Source organism: Lysinibacillus odysseyi 34hs-1 = NBRC 100172 (genome assembly GCF_001591965.1).
In the GTDB taxonomy this organism is placed as follows: domain Bacteria; phylum Bacillota; class Bacilli; order Bacillales_A; family Planococcaceae; genus Lysinibacillus_B; species Lysinibacillus_B odysseyi.
The window spans coordinates 62779-81428 of record NZ_BCVX01000005.1 but is presented as its reverse complement, the minus strand read 5'-3'; the positions used below and the strand labels follow the sequence as shown (position 1 = coordinate 81428).

At 38.6% G+C, this 18650-nt stretch carries 19 protein-coding genes, 1 pseudogene and 1 riboswitch; of the genes and pseudogenes, 15 read left to right on the top strand and 5 right to left on the bottom strand.

Features of this window, described 5'->3' with window-relative positions:
• The first annotated feature begins 36 nt into the window (after positions 1-36).
• The 10 genes from BOD01S_RS09615 to csaA all read left to right on the top strand — a co-directional run bounded on the left by BOD01S_RS09615 (position 37) and on the right by csaA (position 9075).
• A complete protein-coding gene (locus BOD01S_RS09615) occupies positions 37-999 on the top strand; it encodes a helix-turn-helix transcriptional regulator (protein WP_036154554.1) in 963 nt (320 codons plus the stop codon).
• A 75-nt stretch (positions 1000-1074) separates the two neighbouring features.
• The gene (locus BOD01S_RS09610; protein ID WP_036154555.1) at positions 1075-1707 is read left to right on the top strand and encodes a type 1 glutamine amidotransferase family protein; all 633 of its coding nucleotides are present in this window, start codon (positions 1075-1077) and stop codon (positions 1705-1707) included.
• A gap of 727 nt (positions 1708-2434) precedes the next feature.
• Positions 2435-3007 carry a GNAT family N-acetyltransferase gene (locus tag BOD01S_RS09605; protein WP_036154557.1) on the top strand — a complete coding sequence of 191 codons (573 nt, stop codon included), beginning with the start codon at positions 2435-2437 and terminating at the stop codon, positions 3005-3007.
• A gap of 119 nt (positions 3008-3126) precedes the next feature.
• A complete protein-coding gene (locus BOD01S_RS09600) occupies positions 3127-3414 on the top strand; it encodes an MFS transporter (RefSeq protein WP_156117031.1) in 288 nt (95 codons plus the stop codon).
• A gap of 491 nt (positions 3415-3905) precedes the next feature.
• Positions 3906-4400, top strand: coding sequence for an RNA polymerase sigma factor (locus BOD01S_RS09595; RefSeq protein WP_036154561.1), 495 nt, complete (start codon positions 3906-3908; stop codon positions 4398-4400).
• A complete protein-coding gene (locus tag BOD01S_RS09590) occupies positions 4397-4945 on the top strand; it encodes a zf-HC2 domain-containing protein (RefSeq protein ID WP_036154563.1) in 549 nt (182 codons plus the stop codon). Before BOD01S_RS09595 ends, BOD01S_RS09590 begins: the two co-directional genes overlap by 4 nt.
• On the top strand, positions 4946-5632 hold the full coding sequence (locus tag BOD01S_RS09585; protein ID WP_036154565.1) for a YfjL-like protein: 687 nt from the start codon (positions 4946-4948) through the stop codon (positions 5630-5632).
• Positions 5633-6275: 643 nt separating this feature from the next.
• Positions 6276-7673 (top strand): right-handed parallel beta-helix repeat-containing protein, encoded by a 1398-nt coding sequence (locus BOD01S_RS09580; RefSeq protein WP_036154567.1) that lies wholly within the window; start codon positions 6276-6278, stop codon positions 7671-7673.
• A 158-nt stretch (positions 7674-7831) separates the two neighbouring features.
• A complete protein-coding gene (locus BOD01S_RS09575) occupies positions 7832-8533 on the top strand; it encodes a helix-turn-helix transcriptional regulator (protein ID WP_036154569.1) in 702 nt (233 codons plus the stop codon).
• 212 nt (positions 8534-8745) lie between these two features.
• Positions 8746-9075 carry a chaperone CsaA gene (csaA, locus tag BOD01S_RS09570; RefSeq protein ID WP_036154571.1) on the top strand — a complete coding sequence of 110 codons (330 nt, stop codon included), beginning with the start codon at positions 8746-8748 and terminating at the stop codon, positions 9073-9075.
• A gap of 361 nt (positions 9076-9436) precedes the next feature.
• On the opposite strand, the gene BOD01S_RS09565 is transcribed toward csaA, so the two are convergent.
• Complete coding sequence (locus BOD01S_RS09565) at positions 9437-10057, bottom strand: DedA family protein (RefSeq protein WP_174523079.1); 621 nt, start codon at positions 10055-10057, stop codon at positions 9437-9439.
• 61 nt (positions 10058-10118) lie between these two features.
• Complete coding sequence (locus tag BOD01S_RS09560; protein WP_036154573.1) at positions 10119-10535, bottom strand: pyrimidine dimer DNA glycosylase/endonuclease V; 417 nt, start codon at positions 10533-10535, stop codon at positions 10119-10121.
• 26 nt (positions 10536-10561) lie between these two features.
• On the opposite strand from BOD01S_RS09560, the gene BOD01S_RS09555 reads away from it, so the two are divergent.
• Positions 10562-11422 carry a hypothetical protein gene (locus tag BOD01S_RS09555; RefSeq protein WP_036154575.1) on the top strand — a complete coding sequence of 287 codons (861 nt, stop codon included), beginning with the start codon at positions 10562-10564 and terminating at the stop codon, positions 11420-11422.
• A gap of 96 nt (positions 11423-11518) precedes the next feature.
• On the opposite strand, the gene BOD01S_RS09550 is transcribed toward BOD01S_RS09555, so the two are convergent.
• Positions 11519-12067, bottom strand: coding sequence for a biotin transporter BioY (locus tag BOD01S_RS09550; RefSeq protein ID WP_036154577.1), 549 nt, complete (start codon positions 12065-12067; stop codon positions 11519-11521).
• Positions 12068-12374: 307 nt separating this feature from the next.
• Positions 12375-12451, top strand: a riboswitch (glycine riboswitch).
• 400 nt (positions 12452-12851) lie between these two features.
• Here BOD01S_RS09550 and BOD01S_RS09545 point away from each other — a divergent pair.
• On the top strand, positions 12852-14189 hold the full coding sequence (locus BOD01S_RS09545; protein WP_036154579.1) for an amino acid permease: 1338 nt from the start codon (positions 12852-12854) through the stop codon (positions 14187-14189).
• A 69-nt stretch (positions 14190-14258) separates the two neighbouring features.
• Here BOD01S_RS09545 and BOD01S_RS09540 read toward each other — a convergent pair whose 3' ends face one another.
• A complete protein-coding gene (locus tag BOD01S_RS09540) occupies positions 14259-14603 on the bottom strand; it encodes a DUF6176 family protein (RefSeq protein ID WP_036154582.1) in 345 nt (114 codons plus the stop codon).
• 162 nt (positions 14604-14765) lie between these two features.
• On the opposite strand from BOD01S_RS09540, the gene BOD01S_RS09535 reads away from it, so the two are divergent.
• Complete coding sequence (locus BOD01S_RS09535; RefSeq protein WP_407655995.1) at positions 14766-15299, top strand: MarR family winged helix-turn-helix transcriptional regulator; 534 nt, start codon at positions 14766-14768, stop codon at positions 15297-15299.
• Between the two features lie 210 nt (positions 15300-15509).
• Here BOD01S_RS09535 and BOD01S_RS09530 read toward each other — a convergent pair whose 3' ends face one another.
• The gene (locus BOD01S_RS09530) at positions 15510-15962 is read right to left on the bottom strand and encodes a hypothetical protein (protein WP_036154740.1); all 453 of its coding nucleotides are present in this window, start codon (positions 15960-15962) and stop codon (positions 15510-15512) included.
• A 467-nt stretch (positions 15963-16429) separates the two neighbouring features.
• Here BOD01S_RS09530 and BOD01S_RS09525 point away from each other — a divergent pair, with 467 nt between their 5' ends.
• A complete protein-coding gene (locus BOD01S_RS09525) occupies positions 16430-18061 on the top strand; it encodes a long-chain-fatty-acid--CoA ligase (RefSeq protein WP_036154584.1) in 1632 nt (543 codons plus the stop codon).
• A pseudogene (locus BOD01S_RS23835) lies at positions 18042-18605 on the top strand (TetR/AcrR family transcriptional regulator); the annotation flags it as partial. The gene BOD01S_RS09525 and the pseudogene BOD01S_RS23835, both read left to right, overlap by 20 nt.
• Between the last annotated feature and the right edge of the window lie 45 nt (positions 18606-18650).

The window sequence follows — 18650 nt, the reverse complement described above, 5'->3', positions numbered from 1 at the left end:
AGATAAATAAAAAATTTTATACTGAGGATGTTCAATATGCCTAAATTGGATAATATACTAGCAATTTTAAGAATGTTGAGCACTAGTGAAAAAATTACCGCAAAACAAATATCAGAAAAATTGGAAATAAATATAAGAACGGTATACCGTTATATTGATACACTTTCGACAAGTGGTGTACCTATCATCTCCTACCCGGGACATAACGGCGGATATACTTTATTAAAGGAATTTTTCGAAGCACCCCTTTTCTTTGATGCCAAAGAGCAAGCATCACTTTTTCACGCCGCTGTATTTGCAGAAGAAGCCGGTTACTATGGGGGAGAAGTACTAAAGAGAGCTATTTCGAAGTTAGGTAAATATTCAAACCAAGAGCAGGAAGCAAAGGTAAATCAGTATGCAACCAGTCTTGAAGTAATAAGTAGGGTGAATTCCAGTCCCTTGGAGCCCATTTTGCAGGAAGTGGAGCGGGCAGTAGCAAGCCGATTCTCTATAAAAATTCAATACTATAAAAACGGTAAAAATCAATCGAAATATAGATTGGTTGATCCGTATAAGATTATTTTTTGGAATAATAAGTGGTACATCATTGGATTTTGTCATTTTAGAGAGGATATTCGCAGTTTTAGAGCAGATCGTATCGAAGATCTATTAGTAACCGAAAATAAGTTTGATTGTCCGAATGATTTTTTGGCATCGGATTCCTTTTTACAAAATCTCCTTCCGACTATAAAAGATGAGAAAGAGATTGTTTCTTTGGTTATTGTTGGAGACACAAGCACAATAAATGATATTTGTCAGCATTGGTTTTTAGGGAATTATTTACATGAAAAATCAGCTGATCAAGCTGTGTTTCTTCTAGAAAAAGATATAACACATACATATGTACCTCATTTACTTTTACCTTACGCTAAATCCATTCAGATTATTGAACCGGCAAGCCTTAAGAAAAAAATTATTGAAGTTCTGTTGGAATTATTAAAATTTTATCAAGAATAATGACTACCTTGACGCTAGCTGTCAGGGTAGTTTTTTTATAATAGGCTATATCAATTAAGATAGGAGTGAAATGAGATGCAAACAAAAAAAGCTTATTTGTATGTATTTGATACAATGTCAGACTGGGAATATGGATATCTGATTGCTGAATTAAACTCAAGACGGTATTTCAAAAAGAATGCAGTACCGGTGGAAATAGTCACAGTCGGGACTGCAAAAAAAATAATTACCACAATGGGAGGACTGAAGATAATGCCGGATATTTCCCTTGAGGAGTGTACTTTTGAAGGCAAGGATCTTATCATCTTGCCCGGAGGGGTCACTTGGGGAGAAGACGTTCATCAACCTCTCTTGAAAAAAATCGATGAAGCCTTAGAACTTGGCACCATTGTCGCAGCAATTTGCGGTGCCGCTATAGGACTGGCGACTAATGGATACCTGGATTCAAGAATGCATACAAGTAATAACTTAGAGTATTTGAAGATGGTTTGTCCCAATTACAAAGGGGAGAATCATTATGTGAACGTACCAGCAGTGTCCGATGCCAATTTGGTTACAGCATCGGGAACAGCACCTATTGAATTTGCGAAGGAAGTACTGGGAGTTTTAGATGTGTTTACACCGGAAACATTACAAGCATGGTATAACCTCAATACTACTCATAAAGCAGAATACTACTTCGGGTTAATGAATTCACTAAATAGATAGTTTCCGAAATGAACATATAGAATCTTTTATGAAACTGGAAAATTCCATAAAAAATGCGCCGCTCCTTTATGCAGAAAACATTAAAGTAGTACAGCTATTATGTTTGCTTATATTACCTTTCATATTTTCAGTAGTTTTCTTCAGCTGATGCAGCAGGTGCATGATTACTTCGCCTATTTCATCCAATTTCTATTTATCCATACTAGAAGCTTCGAATAAAGGTTGAAGGATACAAGGTGCATTCTCTTGTAGGGCTTTGTCAACTTCCATAATAAGAATGTTAATGACGACACGTTCATCTACTGTATCACAGCACCGCTCGGAGATCTTTTTTCGCAAGTAAGGGTGGATTGCATGCGCCCATGTGAAGATTTAGCGTTAATATGAGTGAATGTATTGATAGTAGTTCAATGATTGGTAAGATCAAACCGATTCTAGTGAATTCAAGTCATAGACAAGATCTTTCATACAATAAAGATTTATAGAAAAATACAAATTTAAGTATAGAGATTAAATAGTTCAATATATAAGTGGTATGGATGGTCATTGGCTGTACAGAATATATTGCTAAACCATGGTAAGAATATTCAACGTTATGATATGAGTTTCAATAAGCCGCCACATAGATTTTTAAAAACAGAAAATTTAGCTAACTATTTCAATTATGTATGGTAGAATAATTTAGTATAAAAGAAATAATTTAGAATGAATGAATCGGAGAGAAATTATGAGCAATTTTAACCTTTTATTAGTTAAGCACAGCCAAATGGAGAGTGAGCGTATTAAATTACGCCCGATTTCACTTGATGATGCTGAAGATATGTATGAATATACTTCTGATGAAGAAACTACACGTTATATTTATGAGCCACATAAGGATTTGGAGCAAACTAAAAGTGTAATTGCCAATTATTTTGTAAAAGAATCGATAGGTAAATATGCAATTGAGTTAAAAGAGAGCAGCAAAATGATTGGTGCTATCGAATTTAGGGTTCATGAATGGAATAAAAGTGGAGAACTTGGATTTACATTAAATAGACATTTCTGGGGTAATGGGTACATGACAGAAGCTGGGAACCTAGTACTTGAATTAGCCTTTGATGTATTGGGATTAGAGCGAGTATATGCAGCACATGAAGTAGGGAATAGTGCTTCCGGGAAAGTGTTAAGCCGCCTAGGCATGAAATGTGAAGGAATCCTTCGTAAAAGCGAAATGATAAAAGGTGTTTTAGTAGATAGCGCATATTATTCGATATTAAAAGAAGAGTATCTGGATTCTAAAAAAGGAACGATAGATTAGTAATCATTTAAGTACTTATATTAATAATAGAAAATGTTTTATAAATGCAGGATAGAAAGAAGATTTTGGCGTAATATGGTTTCTGGAGGTAGGTTTACTATTGTTCTGTTACTTGTATTATGGGGACTAGAATGGGACTTGGTGCGCTAGGTTTCATCATTGTTACACAATTAACTGCACATAAGTCTATTTGGGCAATGATATTAGGCACAATTGTTATAGATTTGGGTCAATCATTTGTATTCACCACAATGTTTATTGCCTCTAGTTCAGGTATTGAAATGAAAGAACAAGGAGTTGCATCAGCTATTATAAATACAGGTCAACAAATTGGCTCTGCAGTAAAATTGAGTGTGGTGATGTCAATCGTTTCAGCTGTCTTTAATACAAGTGGATTATTGGAATAAATAGGAGGCACTTTATTGACCGACGCTGTCAATCTAGCACTGATTGTTGAAGCTGTTATTACCTTAGCGGCAATAATAGTAGCGTTCACATTAAGGCAAAGGACATCTTTTCAAGTGGTAACAAATAGATCAAATTTTTAGATATAGGAATAAGGAAGGTGTCCAAGGACACCTTCCTTATTTAATTTGTAGAAAACTCATTGAAACATTTATTTCCAAATATTTATTGGTTTTTAAAAGCAACTTACTAGCAATAAGGTTATTCCTAATGTGAAAACCATTTTACATACAACTAATTATAAGAAAGAGAAAATGAAAATCCATTTAGTCTACTCAATTCTAAGGCTGGCAACTATTTATCAATTAAATATACGGTACAAATACTAAAATGATTCTAAAATATGTAATTGAGAAGTAATTTTTTCAAAAAGTTGTAACGAAACATGTAACCGAGGTATTAATACTAAGAACAGCAAGAGAGAGAGGGCGTTATGAAAAAGCTAGAAGAAGAATACGAAGAAATCCAACCAAAAATCTATGCGTTTTTTTATGCGAAGACAGGAAATCAGGCAACTGCCCAAGATCTTTGCCATGATACCTTTTATGAGGCGTGTAAAAACATCGCATCATTTAACGGCACTTCCACCTTATCGACTTGGATGTTTTCGATTGCAACTAACCTATTGAAGAAATATTACCGCAAAAACAAGTATCAGCTTAGCCTAATGCAAAAACTTTCTGCGGTACCAGAAACGGAAATTCACTCATTAGAAGAGCTAGCAGAAATCAAAGAGGATACGAAAAGACTTTTGCATCTTATTTCAAAGTTAGAGGATTCAGCGAGAGAAATTGTACTGCTGCGCATATACGGGGAGCTGAGTTTTGCAGATATTGGCGCATTAATCGGTAAATCTGAAAATTATGCGCGTGTAACCTTTCACCGCTTAAAATTAAGAATTCAAAAAACAATGGAGGATACTTTATGAACACTATATGTTCGGTGACGCAAGATCTACTACCTTTATATGAAGAGGAATTATTGCAACCCGATACTCAACGGTTTGTTGAGGAACATCTGCAAAGCTGCCAAGAATGCCGGCATATAGCGGAACAATCACAAATTCCACTGCCTGCGGAAGTAAAACCCGGCGGTGCTTCTAAAAAAATGATTCGGAATATAACGGTGAAATTGACAACAATACAGATTTTCTTTGTAGCAATTGCCTTTATATTGGCGATGAGCACGACCATTATGAATGATAATAGTGGCTTTATCCTGACCTATGCCATTTTGGGTACGGTCACGTATCTGTTTTATCGATCGGTACTCGTTGCCGTCCTGCTTGCGGGCGTACCGAATTTCATATGGAGTTGCCTATTATATATGACGGATTGGTTCGGCGAATATTATGCTGAAAGTTTTTCGGAAGTTCTTCAAATAGCACTGACTAACTTAATTGTCCACCTGCTGGTTACTTTTGTCGGAATCATTATCGGCTTTTGCATTCTTAAAATAAGAGAGGAAAAATGAATGATGAAAAAGAAAATAATATACGGTGTGCTTGCAATTTCATTAATTGCCATACTCGTGTTCGCTTATATGCAAATGAGCGGAAATACAATTGCCAAACACAAAGCAAAGGAGAGTCTGGAAGAATTTTTAGAACAAACGTATCCGGACATGGACTACGAAATCAAGCGGTCGGTAGGGTATGGATGGACTGATGGTACTTATGAGTTTAAAGTAGTGAAAAAAGACCCAACAGCAGTTGAAACTACCTATACGTTCTATGTCTCCGCTCTCGAACCGTATGAAGTTTATAGTGATACGATTCATGAATCCAACATAGACAAAGAAGCATCCAAAAAACTAAACGAAGAGGCAGAGCAGTATATTCTAACGCTCCTCCAAGAAAAAGTGCCGGAAGTCGGCTCAGTGGATACTGATGTGGAAGTATACAGTAAAATTGCTGAGGAATGGACGCCGCAGTTGAAAACACCGAAGCCGATTCTCATTATGCTGGAAATTGAAAAAGGCGATTTGACGAAAGAACAAATATTGCAGCAGTGCAGGACTATGCAGGAGCTGTTAAATGAAGAATCGATCGATTATTATCTGACCGAGGCAGGGTATCGCAGTATGGTGAACGGGGAAGAAAATTATGAGTACGTCAGCTTTACTTCGGACCAGGAATTGACAATAGATGATATAAATTAAAGACTCATATACCCGCCACTCAGTGATTTCTATAGTCTGCGCCGAACTTGTCAGCCGTAACTGACAAGTTCGGTGTGGATTGATAGGTGTTAATAGATAATTTTGACGGGGAAGATGTGAATTATTATTAGTGCAATAAATATATGTAACTTTAACAATCAGGCGCGATTCTTGAAAAAGGATTGTGCCTCCTTTTGCTATAGGACTCCATTTTGAGAAAAGTAAATATATATGTATATAACACAGTTGGGATTATGGAGAATTACGCTTATACTACCGTAGTAGTTACGTTGAAGAAGAGTGAATGAAAAATTGCCCTTCTATAAAAATGTTAGTGGAGAGAGACATATGAGGAAATTAGTGTTTCTTTCAGTAATAACATTCTTAGCATCTACCTCTGTAGTATGTAATTCAAATAATCTATCTCTAGAGAAGATAGCATTCAATAGTATCCCGAAAGAAGACAACGATCAATACAGACTTCGCCAAAAGGCTCGGTTATTGTAAACATACTACAGTATCTTTTGTTTAACGAACCAAAAACCTATGTCCATCCTGTTCTACATTTTAAGTTTTTTGCTATATTGATGTATCTTCAATATAGTATGAAAGTTAAGAAATATATTCAATAAGGAATGATTGAATGAAAACCATTTATTTTATCCTCTTAGCTGCAGTTGCTATGGTGGCTGTATTTGTTTTAACCAATAAAGAGGAGAAGAAGGTTCAGGCTATTTATGTTGCGACAAATGGAAGTGATCAAAATGTCGGTACAAAATCAAAGCCATTTCGCACACTAAAAAAAGCAGCGTCAGAAGCAAATGCGGGTACTACCGTCTTTATACGAAAAGGAGATTATCATGAAAAACTTGTCGTAAAACATAGCGGTACCAATTCAAAACCAATTATATTTAAAGCCTACAACGAGGAGAAGGTAGTTCTTAGCGGAAAGAATATAAAGGATGCTGAAGGGGATACCGCCTTAGTGACGATAAATAATAAAAATTACGTGACCATCAGTGGACTAACTATCCAGGATTTATCTACTGACCTAGAAGACGAAACAGTAATGGGGATTTATGTAACAGGCACGAGCAGCCATATTACACTAGAAAATAATAATGTGCGGCACATTGAAACCTATGCGGATGATGGGAATGCCCATGGGATCGCTATATACGGAACTGGCACAATAAAAGATATAAATATTGTAAATAATACGCTGGAGGATTTAAAACTCGGGTTAAGTGAATCTCTTGTTTTAAATGGAAATATTGATGGTTTTAAAGTGGAGAATAATATTGTTCGCCGGAGTGATAATATCGGGATTGATCTGATAGGTTATGAAGGCACTTCTAATGATAAAAAAGTGGACTATGTGCGAAATGGCATAGTAAAAAATAATATAGTTTATGAAATATCCTCTTACGGTAATCCAGCCTATGGGGAGGATTATTCTGCTGGCGGAATTTATGTAGATGGTGGAAAGAATATAACCATTGAAAAGAATACTGTTTATAAAAGTGATATTGGAATTGAAGCAACCTCGGAGCATGCTAAAAAATACGCCGATAATATTAAGATAATAAATAATACTATTTATGAAAATTTTTATACCGGGATATCGATTGGTGGGTATGATGAAGAGCGGGGAGGTACAATCAATTCTACTATCTCTCAAAATATTCTTTATCGAAACGACACAAAAGGGCTGGATGGGGGACAGCTATTATTACAATATGATACAAAAAATAATGTAATTGAAAGAAATATTGTAACTGCTGGGCCATCACGGATTTTCATCTCCAACTATTTTGCAACCAATCAAAAAAATAAGCTACAAAAGAATATATTCCATAAGGAAAAAGGAGAAACCGGTATTTGGATATGGAAAGGGGAGGAATATATATCGTTTCCCGAATTTCTAAAAGCCTCAAAAAGTGATGAGAAATCACGTTATATAGATCCAAAATATCAAAATGCCAATAAATATGATTTTAGGCTGAAAAAAGATTCGCCCGCTAAAAAAATTGTCTTCTAATTTTGTATTTTAATGTTCTAGTTCTTTCGATTTTCCTTAATATTTATAATACATTGCACTCGCATTGCTCTTATTTGTAGTGTGAAGGCCTTTTCCCCAACTCTTTATATATTTCTGATTTAAAGTTCTACAATATATTAATGAATAGGAGCGGAAGTATGGAAAGTTTCAATCAAATCTTATGTGAGAAAAGGTCATATTCTAGAGAGTTTCATTCACACCAACATGAATACGGGCAATTCCTTTTTCCATTACAAGGTTCCTTAGAGATAATAACACCGTGGCAAGAGATAGAACTTGACTTAGATTACTGTTTTTATCTTCCACCGCGGTTTGAACATACCTTTCGTGCACTAGACAGGAATGAGTTCTTAATCTTAGATATTCCATTGCAGTTTTTGCCGGATGATACAAGTAGTATGTATACTCCGATGGATAAAAAATGGGCTTCAATCCGTTATTTGCTTATGGAGGAGTCAAAGAATAAAGAGGGTACTTCCGCTTTAATAGATTTAACTAGATATATAACTAATCAATTTCAAATAACTAATTCTCCCTCAATCGATTATATTCATAAACATTTTAGAGAGCCAATTAAATTAGAAACTTTAGCTAAAATAGAGCATTACCATCCAGTATATTGCTCAGTATGGTTTAAGAGGAAAACTGGAAAAAGTCCCAAAGATTATATAGCCGGAATCCGTTTGCAAGAGGCTAAAAACCTACTGAATTCAACAGTATGGTCTATGACTAGGATTAGTGAGGAGTTAGGTTTTGTAAATTCTTCCTCGTTTACACGATGGTTTGTTAAATTTGAGGGGTTATCCCCGCAAAAGTATAGATTCCTTAATAAAGGATAAATGGGATATTAAATTTGGTAAAGAAATTAGTTGGAAAGTTCCTTACTATAAGTTTACATATCCTTTTTTAAACGTAAGCAAAATGAAAGGAGCTATTTCTCCTTTTTTGAACATTACTTTGCAATAATACTCTCGGTTTTAATATGCTCTTCCGAATATATGAGACATGACTAAAGCCAGGTTCATAAAATTTTAAAAAGGTGGTTATCGGTTTGGCAGAAATAGAAGATTTCACAAAACTAGATATTCGAGTTGGCACAATTATCAAGGCAAGTCCTTTTCCCGAAGCTAGAAAACCAGCTATAAAACTAGAAATCGACTTTGGGGAAATTGGCATTAAACAGTCTTCAGCACAAATTACCAAAAGATATAAACCAGAACAACTTATTGGAAGACAGGTGGTGGCAGTAGTAAACTTCCCTCATAGACGTATCGCAGGCTTTAAGTCTGAGGTATTAGTAATAGGGGGTGTCCCAGAAGAAGGTGACGTAGTACTTTTAAAGCCAGATGCACCTGTTAAAAATGGAACACCTATAGCATAGAAATTTAAGAGACAACACTCTATAACAACCTTAAGAGTGGCTGGCCCTTAAAGCTCGCCTTCATTCTACTTTAGTTCTTCCATTAATATTTTTGCTCCTTTAGAAAGTAAGAAAAGATTCTTACTGTTATATTTATCATTAGCCAAAAGCGGCAGGTTCGTTTATTTCAAACGTGAAGTAGAAGGTTTTGAGAGGGATTTTAATCTCGTATTGGAAGGCTCTGCTAAGGAACTGTTGCAGCAGATTCTCTCTTGGCATTATCAAAGGTAATGGAAAAGCTAAAGGAGGTGTTAACAGAAATGTCCCTATGAAATAAAAGCACATAAAAAGCGCTGCCAGCATACGCCAGCAGCGCTTACTATTATTTATCTTTCAAATGCAGTTTGCGTTCCAGCAATTTTTGGCGGTATTTATAAATACCATAAATTACTAACAGCACAACAATGATGATGACGAACGGCTGTAAATAGTCCTTAAATAATTCTCCGGCTTGTTTCCAGTTCTCTCCAAGTTTGATTCCGAGATATACATAAAGCGCTGTAATCGGCAGCATCGCCGCAAAGGTATAGGCGGAGAATTTCCAAACCGACATTTTCATCATCCCGCAAGGAACGGAAATAGCTGTCCGCACAATCGGCATAAAGCGTGCAAAGAAGGCAACACCTGCCCCGTATTTGGCAAAGAATACATCCGCTGCATTCAGCTGCTTTTCATTTACTAAAAAGTACTTCCCGTATTTCACAGCAAGAGGTCGTCCACCGAAACGGCCAAGCATATACAATGTAAGCGGCCCAATCGTTCCACCGATTGTCCCGGCAAGTACCATTAGATAGTAATTGTATTCCCCTTGTGAAATCCAATAGCCTGCCAGCGGAAGCACAGCTTCAGCAGGGATAAATTCAAAACAAAGAGCAAGGGCAACCCCGAAATAGCCTAATCCTTTAAAAAACTCAATCATTGGCATAATGATTGCATCTAACAAATTGAATCAACTCCAAAACAATATATTCATAATATCGACGTGTTTCTGTCCTAAAGGTTCATCATACCATGTCTTTTTTTGCTTGAATAGTCTTGTATCGGTCCTCTAGCTTATCAAAACGTTCTCTCTCAAAATCTTTCTGTCCCCGCAGAAATTTTTCCTTCAAATTAAAGTAGCAAATTTCAAAGTATTCATCATCATGATGCCCTGAAAATGGCTCATGAATGATGTTGTTTGGATCGATATCAGAAAAATAGCATTTCATTTTATCAATTGTCCGAATATTGATGTTTCTGGCACGCATTTCCTGTAAAATAGAGCTTGTATAAACAAAAAGATGTTCTTTTGGGTATTCATAGATGTAATTGATTAAAATATGCCGATCTTCTTTTGCAAAAATACTATTCAGCTCCCGCCACTGGGCTAAAAGCTGGGATTTCGGAAGAAGATCGATCATTTCATGATGCCATAAGCGCATGGTTACCCTCCATAGAAAGGAATTATATGAAAAAGAAATGGTCATTCTTAATAATTGTAATGGTTTTGATGTTTGTGATAAAGGGATTTAGCTCGACAACAATGATAGAAAACAGCGCAACATGGATTTGGAACCCTTATTTACTGGACAGTAAGGGGGAGGAGTATATCGCCTTCATGCAGGAGCAGGGGGTAAAAAAGGTATTTGTACAAGTCGATGTGGAAGTGCCGAATGAAATATATCGTACTTTTTTTGAAAAGGTACGTGCCGCTGATATTGCTGTGTATGCATTGGATGGAGGAAGAGGCTGGGGAGAGAACAGGCAGCCTGCTGAAGTATTTATGGAGTGGGTCGAACAGCTCCAGCAGGAAGAGCCCCTTCTGGCTGGCATTCATATTGATGTAGAGCCCTATTTGCTTGAGCAGTGGACTACAGACCGCCAGCAAGTCATACAAAATTACTTTGATATAGTAAGCATACTCCGGCAATTTACAACCGGGCAAAATCTTGCTTTCGAGGTAGACATACCATTTTGGTTTGATACGATTCCATACGAAAATGCCTATGGTAAAGGGCTTGTAAGTGAATGGATTATTGACACGGCAGACGTCGTAACACTGATGGCCTATCGTAATCAGGCAGAAGGTGAAAATGGAATAATCGGGCTTGTGGAAACAGAGCTGTCCTATGCGCAGGAAAAGGGCAAGAAAGTAGCCGTAGGTGTTGAAACACTCTCCTCGGATGAAGGCACCTATATAAGTTTTGCCGGGATGTCCAAGTACGAGCTGAAGAATGAAACAGATAAAGTAACGGCTGCCTATAGACAAAACCCTGCATTCAGCGGAATTGCTGTCCATTATATAGATCCATGGATGGATATGAAATGAGAGCAGGGACCTTTCTCAAAACTGGTCGATGATTTTATCTCCGGCTAAGCAAAAAAGCGAAGGCAGAACTGGTACAGCCAGCTCTGTCTTCGCTTTTTAAGCAATCGGCTGCAAAAGCTTTGCCTGTAACAGCCGATTTCGAATGATAACCCCGGTCCACGCAGCAATCGCAGCTTTAATAATACCGACTACGACAAACGGCGCAATACCCGATAGAAGGGCTCCTGTCCATGTTAGATCTGCTACGGCCTTCAGCCATAAAGCACCAAATACTAATGTCACAATCATACCGATCAAATTAGCGACAAGGGCATGTGTGAATGTAAGATTTGTTTTTTCTAGGTAGTAGCCAATGGCAAGAGCGCAGGGAATAAACCCGACAATATAGCCGCCTGTTGGACCTACAATGACGGATAGACCACCGGAAAAACCTTGGAATACCGGGAGTCCGATTGCTCCGAGCATAATGTAAAGCAGCACGGAATATGTCCCGTATCTTAAGCCTAAAATAGTTACGACTAAACCGATAGCCAGAGTTTGTCCTGTAATCGGAACAAGGGGAAGCGGGATGCTGACCTGTGCCAAAACGGCAATGATGGCGGCACATAGTGCTGTTAAAACTAAAGGGAAAACCGAACTTTTCATATGACACCTCTTTATGTTAACTGTTTTAGTTGGTTGGTTAACGTAATGGTAAAATAGTCAGTAAAGTTTGTCAATATAAAATCTTTTTCTTGTTTTCCCGCTTTTTATTTTTGCGGCTTCCCTCTCTAATGTTGACGCTGTACAGTAAGTTATGAAAAAAAATGCTAGCATCAAAGTAGGCAGAAAATATCTACTATTGCGAAACGCCCGTAGCAGTGTTAGGATATCTATTATCTTGAAATAATACATGTACCTGCTGGCAGGCAGGTAAGATAACGCGTTGAAAGCTGTGGATGACACTACAGCAGGAGCATTTTCTGGAGAGAGCGCATTAAGCGTCGCCGAAGGGTTCACTATCTCAGGCAAAAGGACAGAAGGGTAATAAAGCAAGCTATTTTTTAGCTGATAAACTTACATGTTAGCGAAAATTGACGAATTTATGTCATTATCATTTATCTACTTTAACATGAAAAAGTTTTTTGTTATTCTTACGTTTAATGAGACTAGTGCTATTTGCCGCTAGTCTCTTTTGTTTTTTCAGGAATGATAGATGAAGTGATTCGAAATCATTATATTAAGTAACAGAAATTACCTGTACATATCTTTCCTTTAAAATCCGTAAGTGAGTTCGCGAAATGTGTTGTTTCAAGAGAAATGCTGTCGTGGCATTATAGCATGGATCAGTAATTGAGGAGGGGAGCTAGTCTTCCTATCTTCTTGATCTGCAGCTAGAGGCCAGCTCAGAAAATCTAGTCATCATAGAGTGATTCTTGGAGGCATTATCATGGAACTAAAGCGAGAATTGAAAAACCGCCACGTACAGCTGATTGCAATCGGCGGTACGATTGGTACAGGACTGTTTTTAGGTTCGGGGAAGGCAATTGCCCTGGCAGGTCCAAGTATTATTTTGGCTTATTTGATTGTTGGGGGCGCATTGTTTTTCGTCATGCGTGCACTCGGTGAACTATTATTATCCAATACAAGCTATACATCCTTTACTGACTTTGCAGCGGAATATATCGGTCCATGGGCAGGATATGTAACAGGCTGGACATATTGGTTCTGCTGGATTATGACAGCGATGGCCGATATTATTGCAGTAGGTATTTATGCACAGTACTGGTTCGATGTGCCCCAATGGGTACCGGCACTAGTATGTCTGCTCATTTTACTTGCATTAAACTTATTGACAGTAAAATTATTCGGAGAATTGGAGTTTTGGTTTTCCCTTATAAAAATTGTGACAATTATAGCGCTTATTGCGGTAGGGGCGTTTATGATTGTTATGGGTGTCCAAACGGATGCAGGACAGGTAAGTGTATCTAATTTATGGACACACGGCGGCTTGTTTCCGAATGGGGTCGGCGGCTTCCTGCTGGCGTTCCAAATGGTCGTATTTGCCTTTGTCGGTGTGGAGCTTGTCGGGGTGACGGCTGCTGAGACGGCAGACCCGAAAAACAATATTCCATCTGCCATCAATAAAATTCCGGTTCGCATTTTATTGTTTTATGTAGGTGCATTATTAGTCATCCTGTCGATCAATCCATGGAATACAATGGATGCAACGAGCAGTCCATTTGTACAGGTGTTTACGATGGCGGGCATTTCGATTGCTGCAGGTATTATTAATTTCGTTGTAATGACATCTGCTGCTTCCTCTGGTAATTCCGGCATGTTCTCGACAAGCCGGATGCTGTATAATCTCGGAAGCAACGAACAGGCAAGCGCAAAATTTGCCAAGGTGAATAAGCAAGGTGTTCCACAAAATGGGCTGATTGTATCAACGATTGTTGTATCAGTAGGTGCGTTATTAAGCAAGCTGATGCCAGAGAATGCATTCAGCCTCGTGACCACAATCAGTGCGATCTGCTTTATCTGGGTATGGAGCATTATTCTCATTTCGCATATCATCTACAAGCGCAAAAACCGTGCCCTGCATGAGGCATCTACGTTCAAGGCGCCATTTACGCCGTTCATCAATTACGTAGTGCTCGCATTCTTTGTGCTGCTACTTGGCATTATGCTGTTTGCAGAAGCGACACGTACAGCACTGCTGCTGACACCAGTATGGTTTATATTACTATTTCTTTTATATCGGGTACGTGCAAAAACAAACGCTTAAAATCCCTATTCTACTGCGGGCCACTCTTTCTATTGAGTGGTCCGCAGTTTTTGATAATGCAGCATTCTGCTACACCATAGAAGATTTTACCTTCTCGGGAATCATGACTACTTCTGTTTTTAAATCAACCGGTCTGAATGTTTTATCGATACACTCTTCCCAATAGGCAAGGTGCTGTTTGTCAATCCAATGAGTGGATTCCTCAACTTCGATTCCGCCTGTACCTTTAACAGAATACCAATAGAGATATTCATCTCCGTTCAACACCTCACGGAAAATCGTTTCTATATACATTTTCTCCCCTTCAAGAGTGATGAGTACGTCCGACATATTGTTATTTAAAAATTGCAGCCATTCATCTACCTTTGCCGATTTTCCAGATTTTACTTTATATCTTGTGCATTCTACATTCATGTTCCACACTTCCTTTTCGGTAATAAATCCCGATGAATTATATTTCATAAACAAAGATAACATTTGTCTGTTTAAATGTAAATTTTTTGATTTTATGTTTATAAATATAAAGTTCGGGAATATAAGAAGGAGTTCTTGGCAGATATTTTGAATTCCTTCGTAATGAGGCTTCAAGTGGACGAGCAAACCAATTCATGCTATAATTATCTCGAATTAAAGATAAATGAAATTGAAATAACAAGAGGTGAGCGTATGGAACAGCGTAACCAGGCTTTGCATGCGATTACGGTCTTACTTCGTGCATCCCGTTCGTTGGAAGATTTATTGAAGAAGGATGTAGCAGAATATGGACTGAATGCAACAGAGTTTGCCGTTCTGGAGCTTTTATATCATAAAGGCGAGCAGCCGATTCAAGTCATCGGCAAAAAAATATTAGTAGCAAGCAGCAGTATTACGTATGTGATCGATAAATTGGAGCAAAAAGGCTTTGTAAAACGGCGCGGATGTCCGACAGACCGCCGTGTCATTTATGCGGTGATTACAGAAAAGGGCCAGGCGCTAATGGAAGAAATTTTCCCGGAGCATGAAAGAAAAATGGAAGAGCTTTTTTCTATTCTTTCCCCCGAAGAGCTGACGCAAACAATCGAGAACGTTAAAATAATTGGGGTAGAGGCATCAAAATGGCAGGGGGAATAGAAAAATTCCTGCAATGCATTACCTCTGAATGATGAGGTGATGGCTGGCTTTTTACTGGCCGCGCAGCTACTTGTAAATTAGAAATCATAAAAAAGTATCAGCTATCGCTGATGCTTTTTTTGTTCCTGCTCTAGGCGAATATTGTTTTATATAAAAAAGTGGGAAGCCGGGTTAGTAAGGTTTGATATTTTTTTCTAACCAGGCTTATAACTATCGTATTTCGATAACAAAGGTGTAGGAAATTGTGCCATTCGGCCAGTCTGCTGCAACTTCATAAATATACTTTCCGTTATCCGAAGGAAGGACTATTTGATTATCCTCTAGCTTGATTTCTTTTTCTCTTCCATTTTCATTCCATAAATAAACCTTTATAGCTGGATCTTCTTCAATTTTTATTTCAATTTTTTGATTTGAATTTGTATGAATGGCTTCTATATACTTTGACGATTGATAGGGAGATGCGTGATCTGTTTGAACGATTTCAGTACCTAAACCATCCCTTCTTTCCCATCTATAAGCTCCTGCTTTTATCGGATATGCCATCCCATCCATCATAATTTGTCCTAGCATAGCTGGCGGAAAAAGTTGATCTATGTCTCTAGGTTCTTTCTCTGCATAATCGGAACAACCGATTGTAAAAAATATAGAGAATACTGCTACCATTATAAAAAAGTAATTTACCCTCAAACTATCCCTCCTTCATTGATTTGACGGGAGAGACTGCTTTAAGTTACCCCCTTTTTCTTTCCCGTTTTTTATCTAAAAATGAAAAGCAAAATGAAAGCGTTTTAAAAACCCTCTTGAAACCTTTTTGAATTTTAAGTATTCTGAAAATACCAACTGGTTAGTATCGAGGAGCGCAACTGCTATTTTTTCATATCTACAATATGAGAAAGAGAAAGTCTATCTTCTTCATCTTCGTCATGCTTTTGTGCAACCTATCATATTGTATATGCAGACGGATTCCCATTGTGTAATATACGTGCACTGTGAGAAGCCAAGGAAGGAGTAATGCAAAAGCGTGTCTTCCAAACGAAAAAGGCGTTAGTTGTTCGGTATTTGGTGTATGACGAAAAGCAGTAGAAGGAAGTGTAACTTCATGCATTTCCTACTAACAGGGGGGAGAAACTATGAAAGTCGAAAAAGTTTGGTATAAGCAATACCCTAGCTCCATTTCACCAGACATTGAATTTCCTGTTAAAACGATGCCGGAAATTTTACAGGAAACGGTGGAAAAAATCCCGGATCATATTGCCATCAAGTTTTACACAAAAGAAATTCGTTATAAGGAGCTGTGGTCGTTCAGCTCTATGTTTGCTGCATCACTCCAGCAGACAGGCATTCAAAAAGGGGACAGGGTCGCCATTATGCTGCCGAATTGTCCTCAATACATCATTTCCTATTACGGGATTTTAAAGGCAGGGGCGATTGTCACTCAGGTTAATCCAATGTATCTCGAAAAAGAACTACTCTATATTTTAAATGATTCTGCAGCTAAAACGATTGTAGTATACGAACCGCTTTATCCCCGTATTAAGGCCATTGCAGATAAAACAGTGCTGGAAAAGATTGTTGTTGTCAGCTTTGAACCGGAAAAGTCTACACTGCAGGACGAGGATGAATTGTTTGAGCAATTTATCGGGAACGGCATTGGACGGGCCATTCTCCCGGTGGAAATCGATCCGCTCGAAGATGTGGCCGTGCTGCAATATACAGGAGGGACGACTGGTGTGTCAAAGGGGGCCATGCTGACGCACCGGAATATTTCCGTCAACGCGCAGCAATCCCATATCTTTTTTGAAAATGAGCATCCTTTTGGAGTGGACAGATGCTTGACGGTTATTCCGCTATTCCATGTATTTGGCATGACCTCCTGTATGAACCTATCTATTCTGAACGGGGCGACAATTATATTACTGCCGAAATTTGATTTGCAGGAAGTCCTCCAGACAATTAAAGAAGAGCAGCCAACGACATTCCCGGGAGTGCCGACAATGTATATTGCACTTGTCAATCATCCAAATGCGCAAGATTACGGGATTGATAGTATTAAAACATGTAATAGTGGAAGTGCGCCGATCCCTGTACAGACGCTGCATGAATTCGAAAAGAGGACAGGAGCGAAAATTCTGGAAGGCTTCGGATTGTCCGAGGCAGCACCTGTTACTCACTGCAACCCTCCATTTGGAGAGCGGAAGCCGGGAAGTGTAGGAATTGGCGTACCGGGAACGGACTATAAAATTGTCGACCTGTCTACAGGTTTGGAGGAAATGCCCGCAGGTGAGCTGGGTGAGCTTATTATACGGGGCCCTCAAATTATGAAGGGCTACTGGAATATGCCTGAGGAGACTGAGAATACGATCCGCAATGGCTGGCTGTATACAGGGGATATCGCAAAAGTGGATGAGGACGGCTATCTCTATATTGTCGACCGGAAAAAAGACATGATTATTGCAAGCGGCTACAATGTATATCCGCGTGACATTGAAGAACTACTGTATGAGCATCCGGCTGTTCAAGAGGCGGTAGTTATCGGAATTCCGGACGAGTACCGAGGAGAGACCATTAAAGCATTGATCGTAAAAAAGGCAGACCAAACCGTAACTGAGCAGGACATCATTGATTGGTCACGCGAGCGGATCGCTGCTTACAAGGTGCCCAAATACTTGGAATTCCGTACAGAATTGCCAAAAACGATTGTAGGGAAAATTTTGCGCAGGGCACTGCGGGAGGAAAACGCGAGTGACCAGCCAAGGTCATGAACATATAAAGGACATCATTGCCCGCCACAGCATAAAGCTGTTCGAGCAAAAGGGCTTCAGTGAAACGTCCATACAGGATATTACGAATGCAGCCGGTGTAACGAAGGGGACATTTTATTGCTACTATGCCAGCAAGGGAAACCTCCTGCTGGATATTCTTTTACAGTATATTTGTGATTTGCTGGAAAAACAGAAGGCGATTATGCAGACGGTAAAGGGGTTCCGCCGGCAGCTTAGTGAAATCGTTGCTCTTATCGTTTACGATATGAAGTCCCGTAAAGCACACGGCCAGGTATATCTCCGGGAAATGCACAATTTGTCATTGGAGCACACTGAAAAGATCAATAAGAAGCGGGAAGAATTCCGGTTGAACGTCACACAGGTTATTGCAAAAGGTATACAGGCAGGGGAGTTTGACGCACAGCTGGATCCCAGCATTACATGCATGGCCATTCTTGGTATAACAAACTGGAGCTATCAATGGTTTAACCAGGATGGGAAATTGTCTGTCGAAGCACTGGCAGACGAGTATATCGCTATTATTTTATATGGTATTGCAGCTGCCGGCAATTCACCAAAAAAGCGAAGC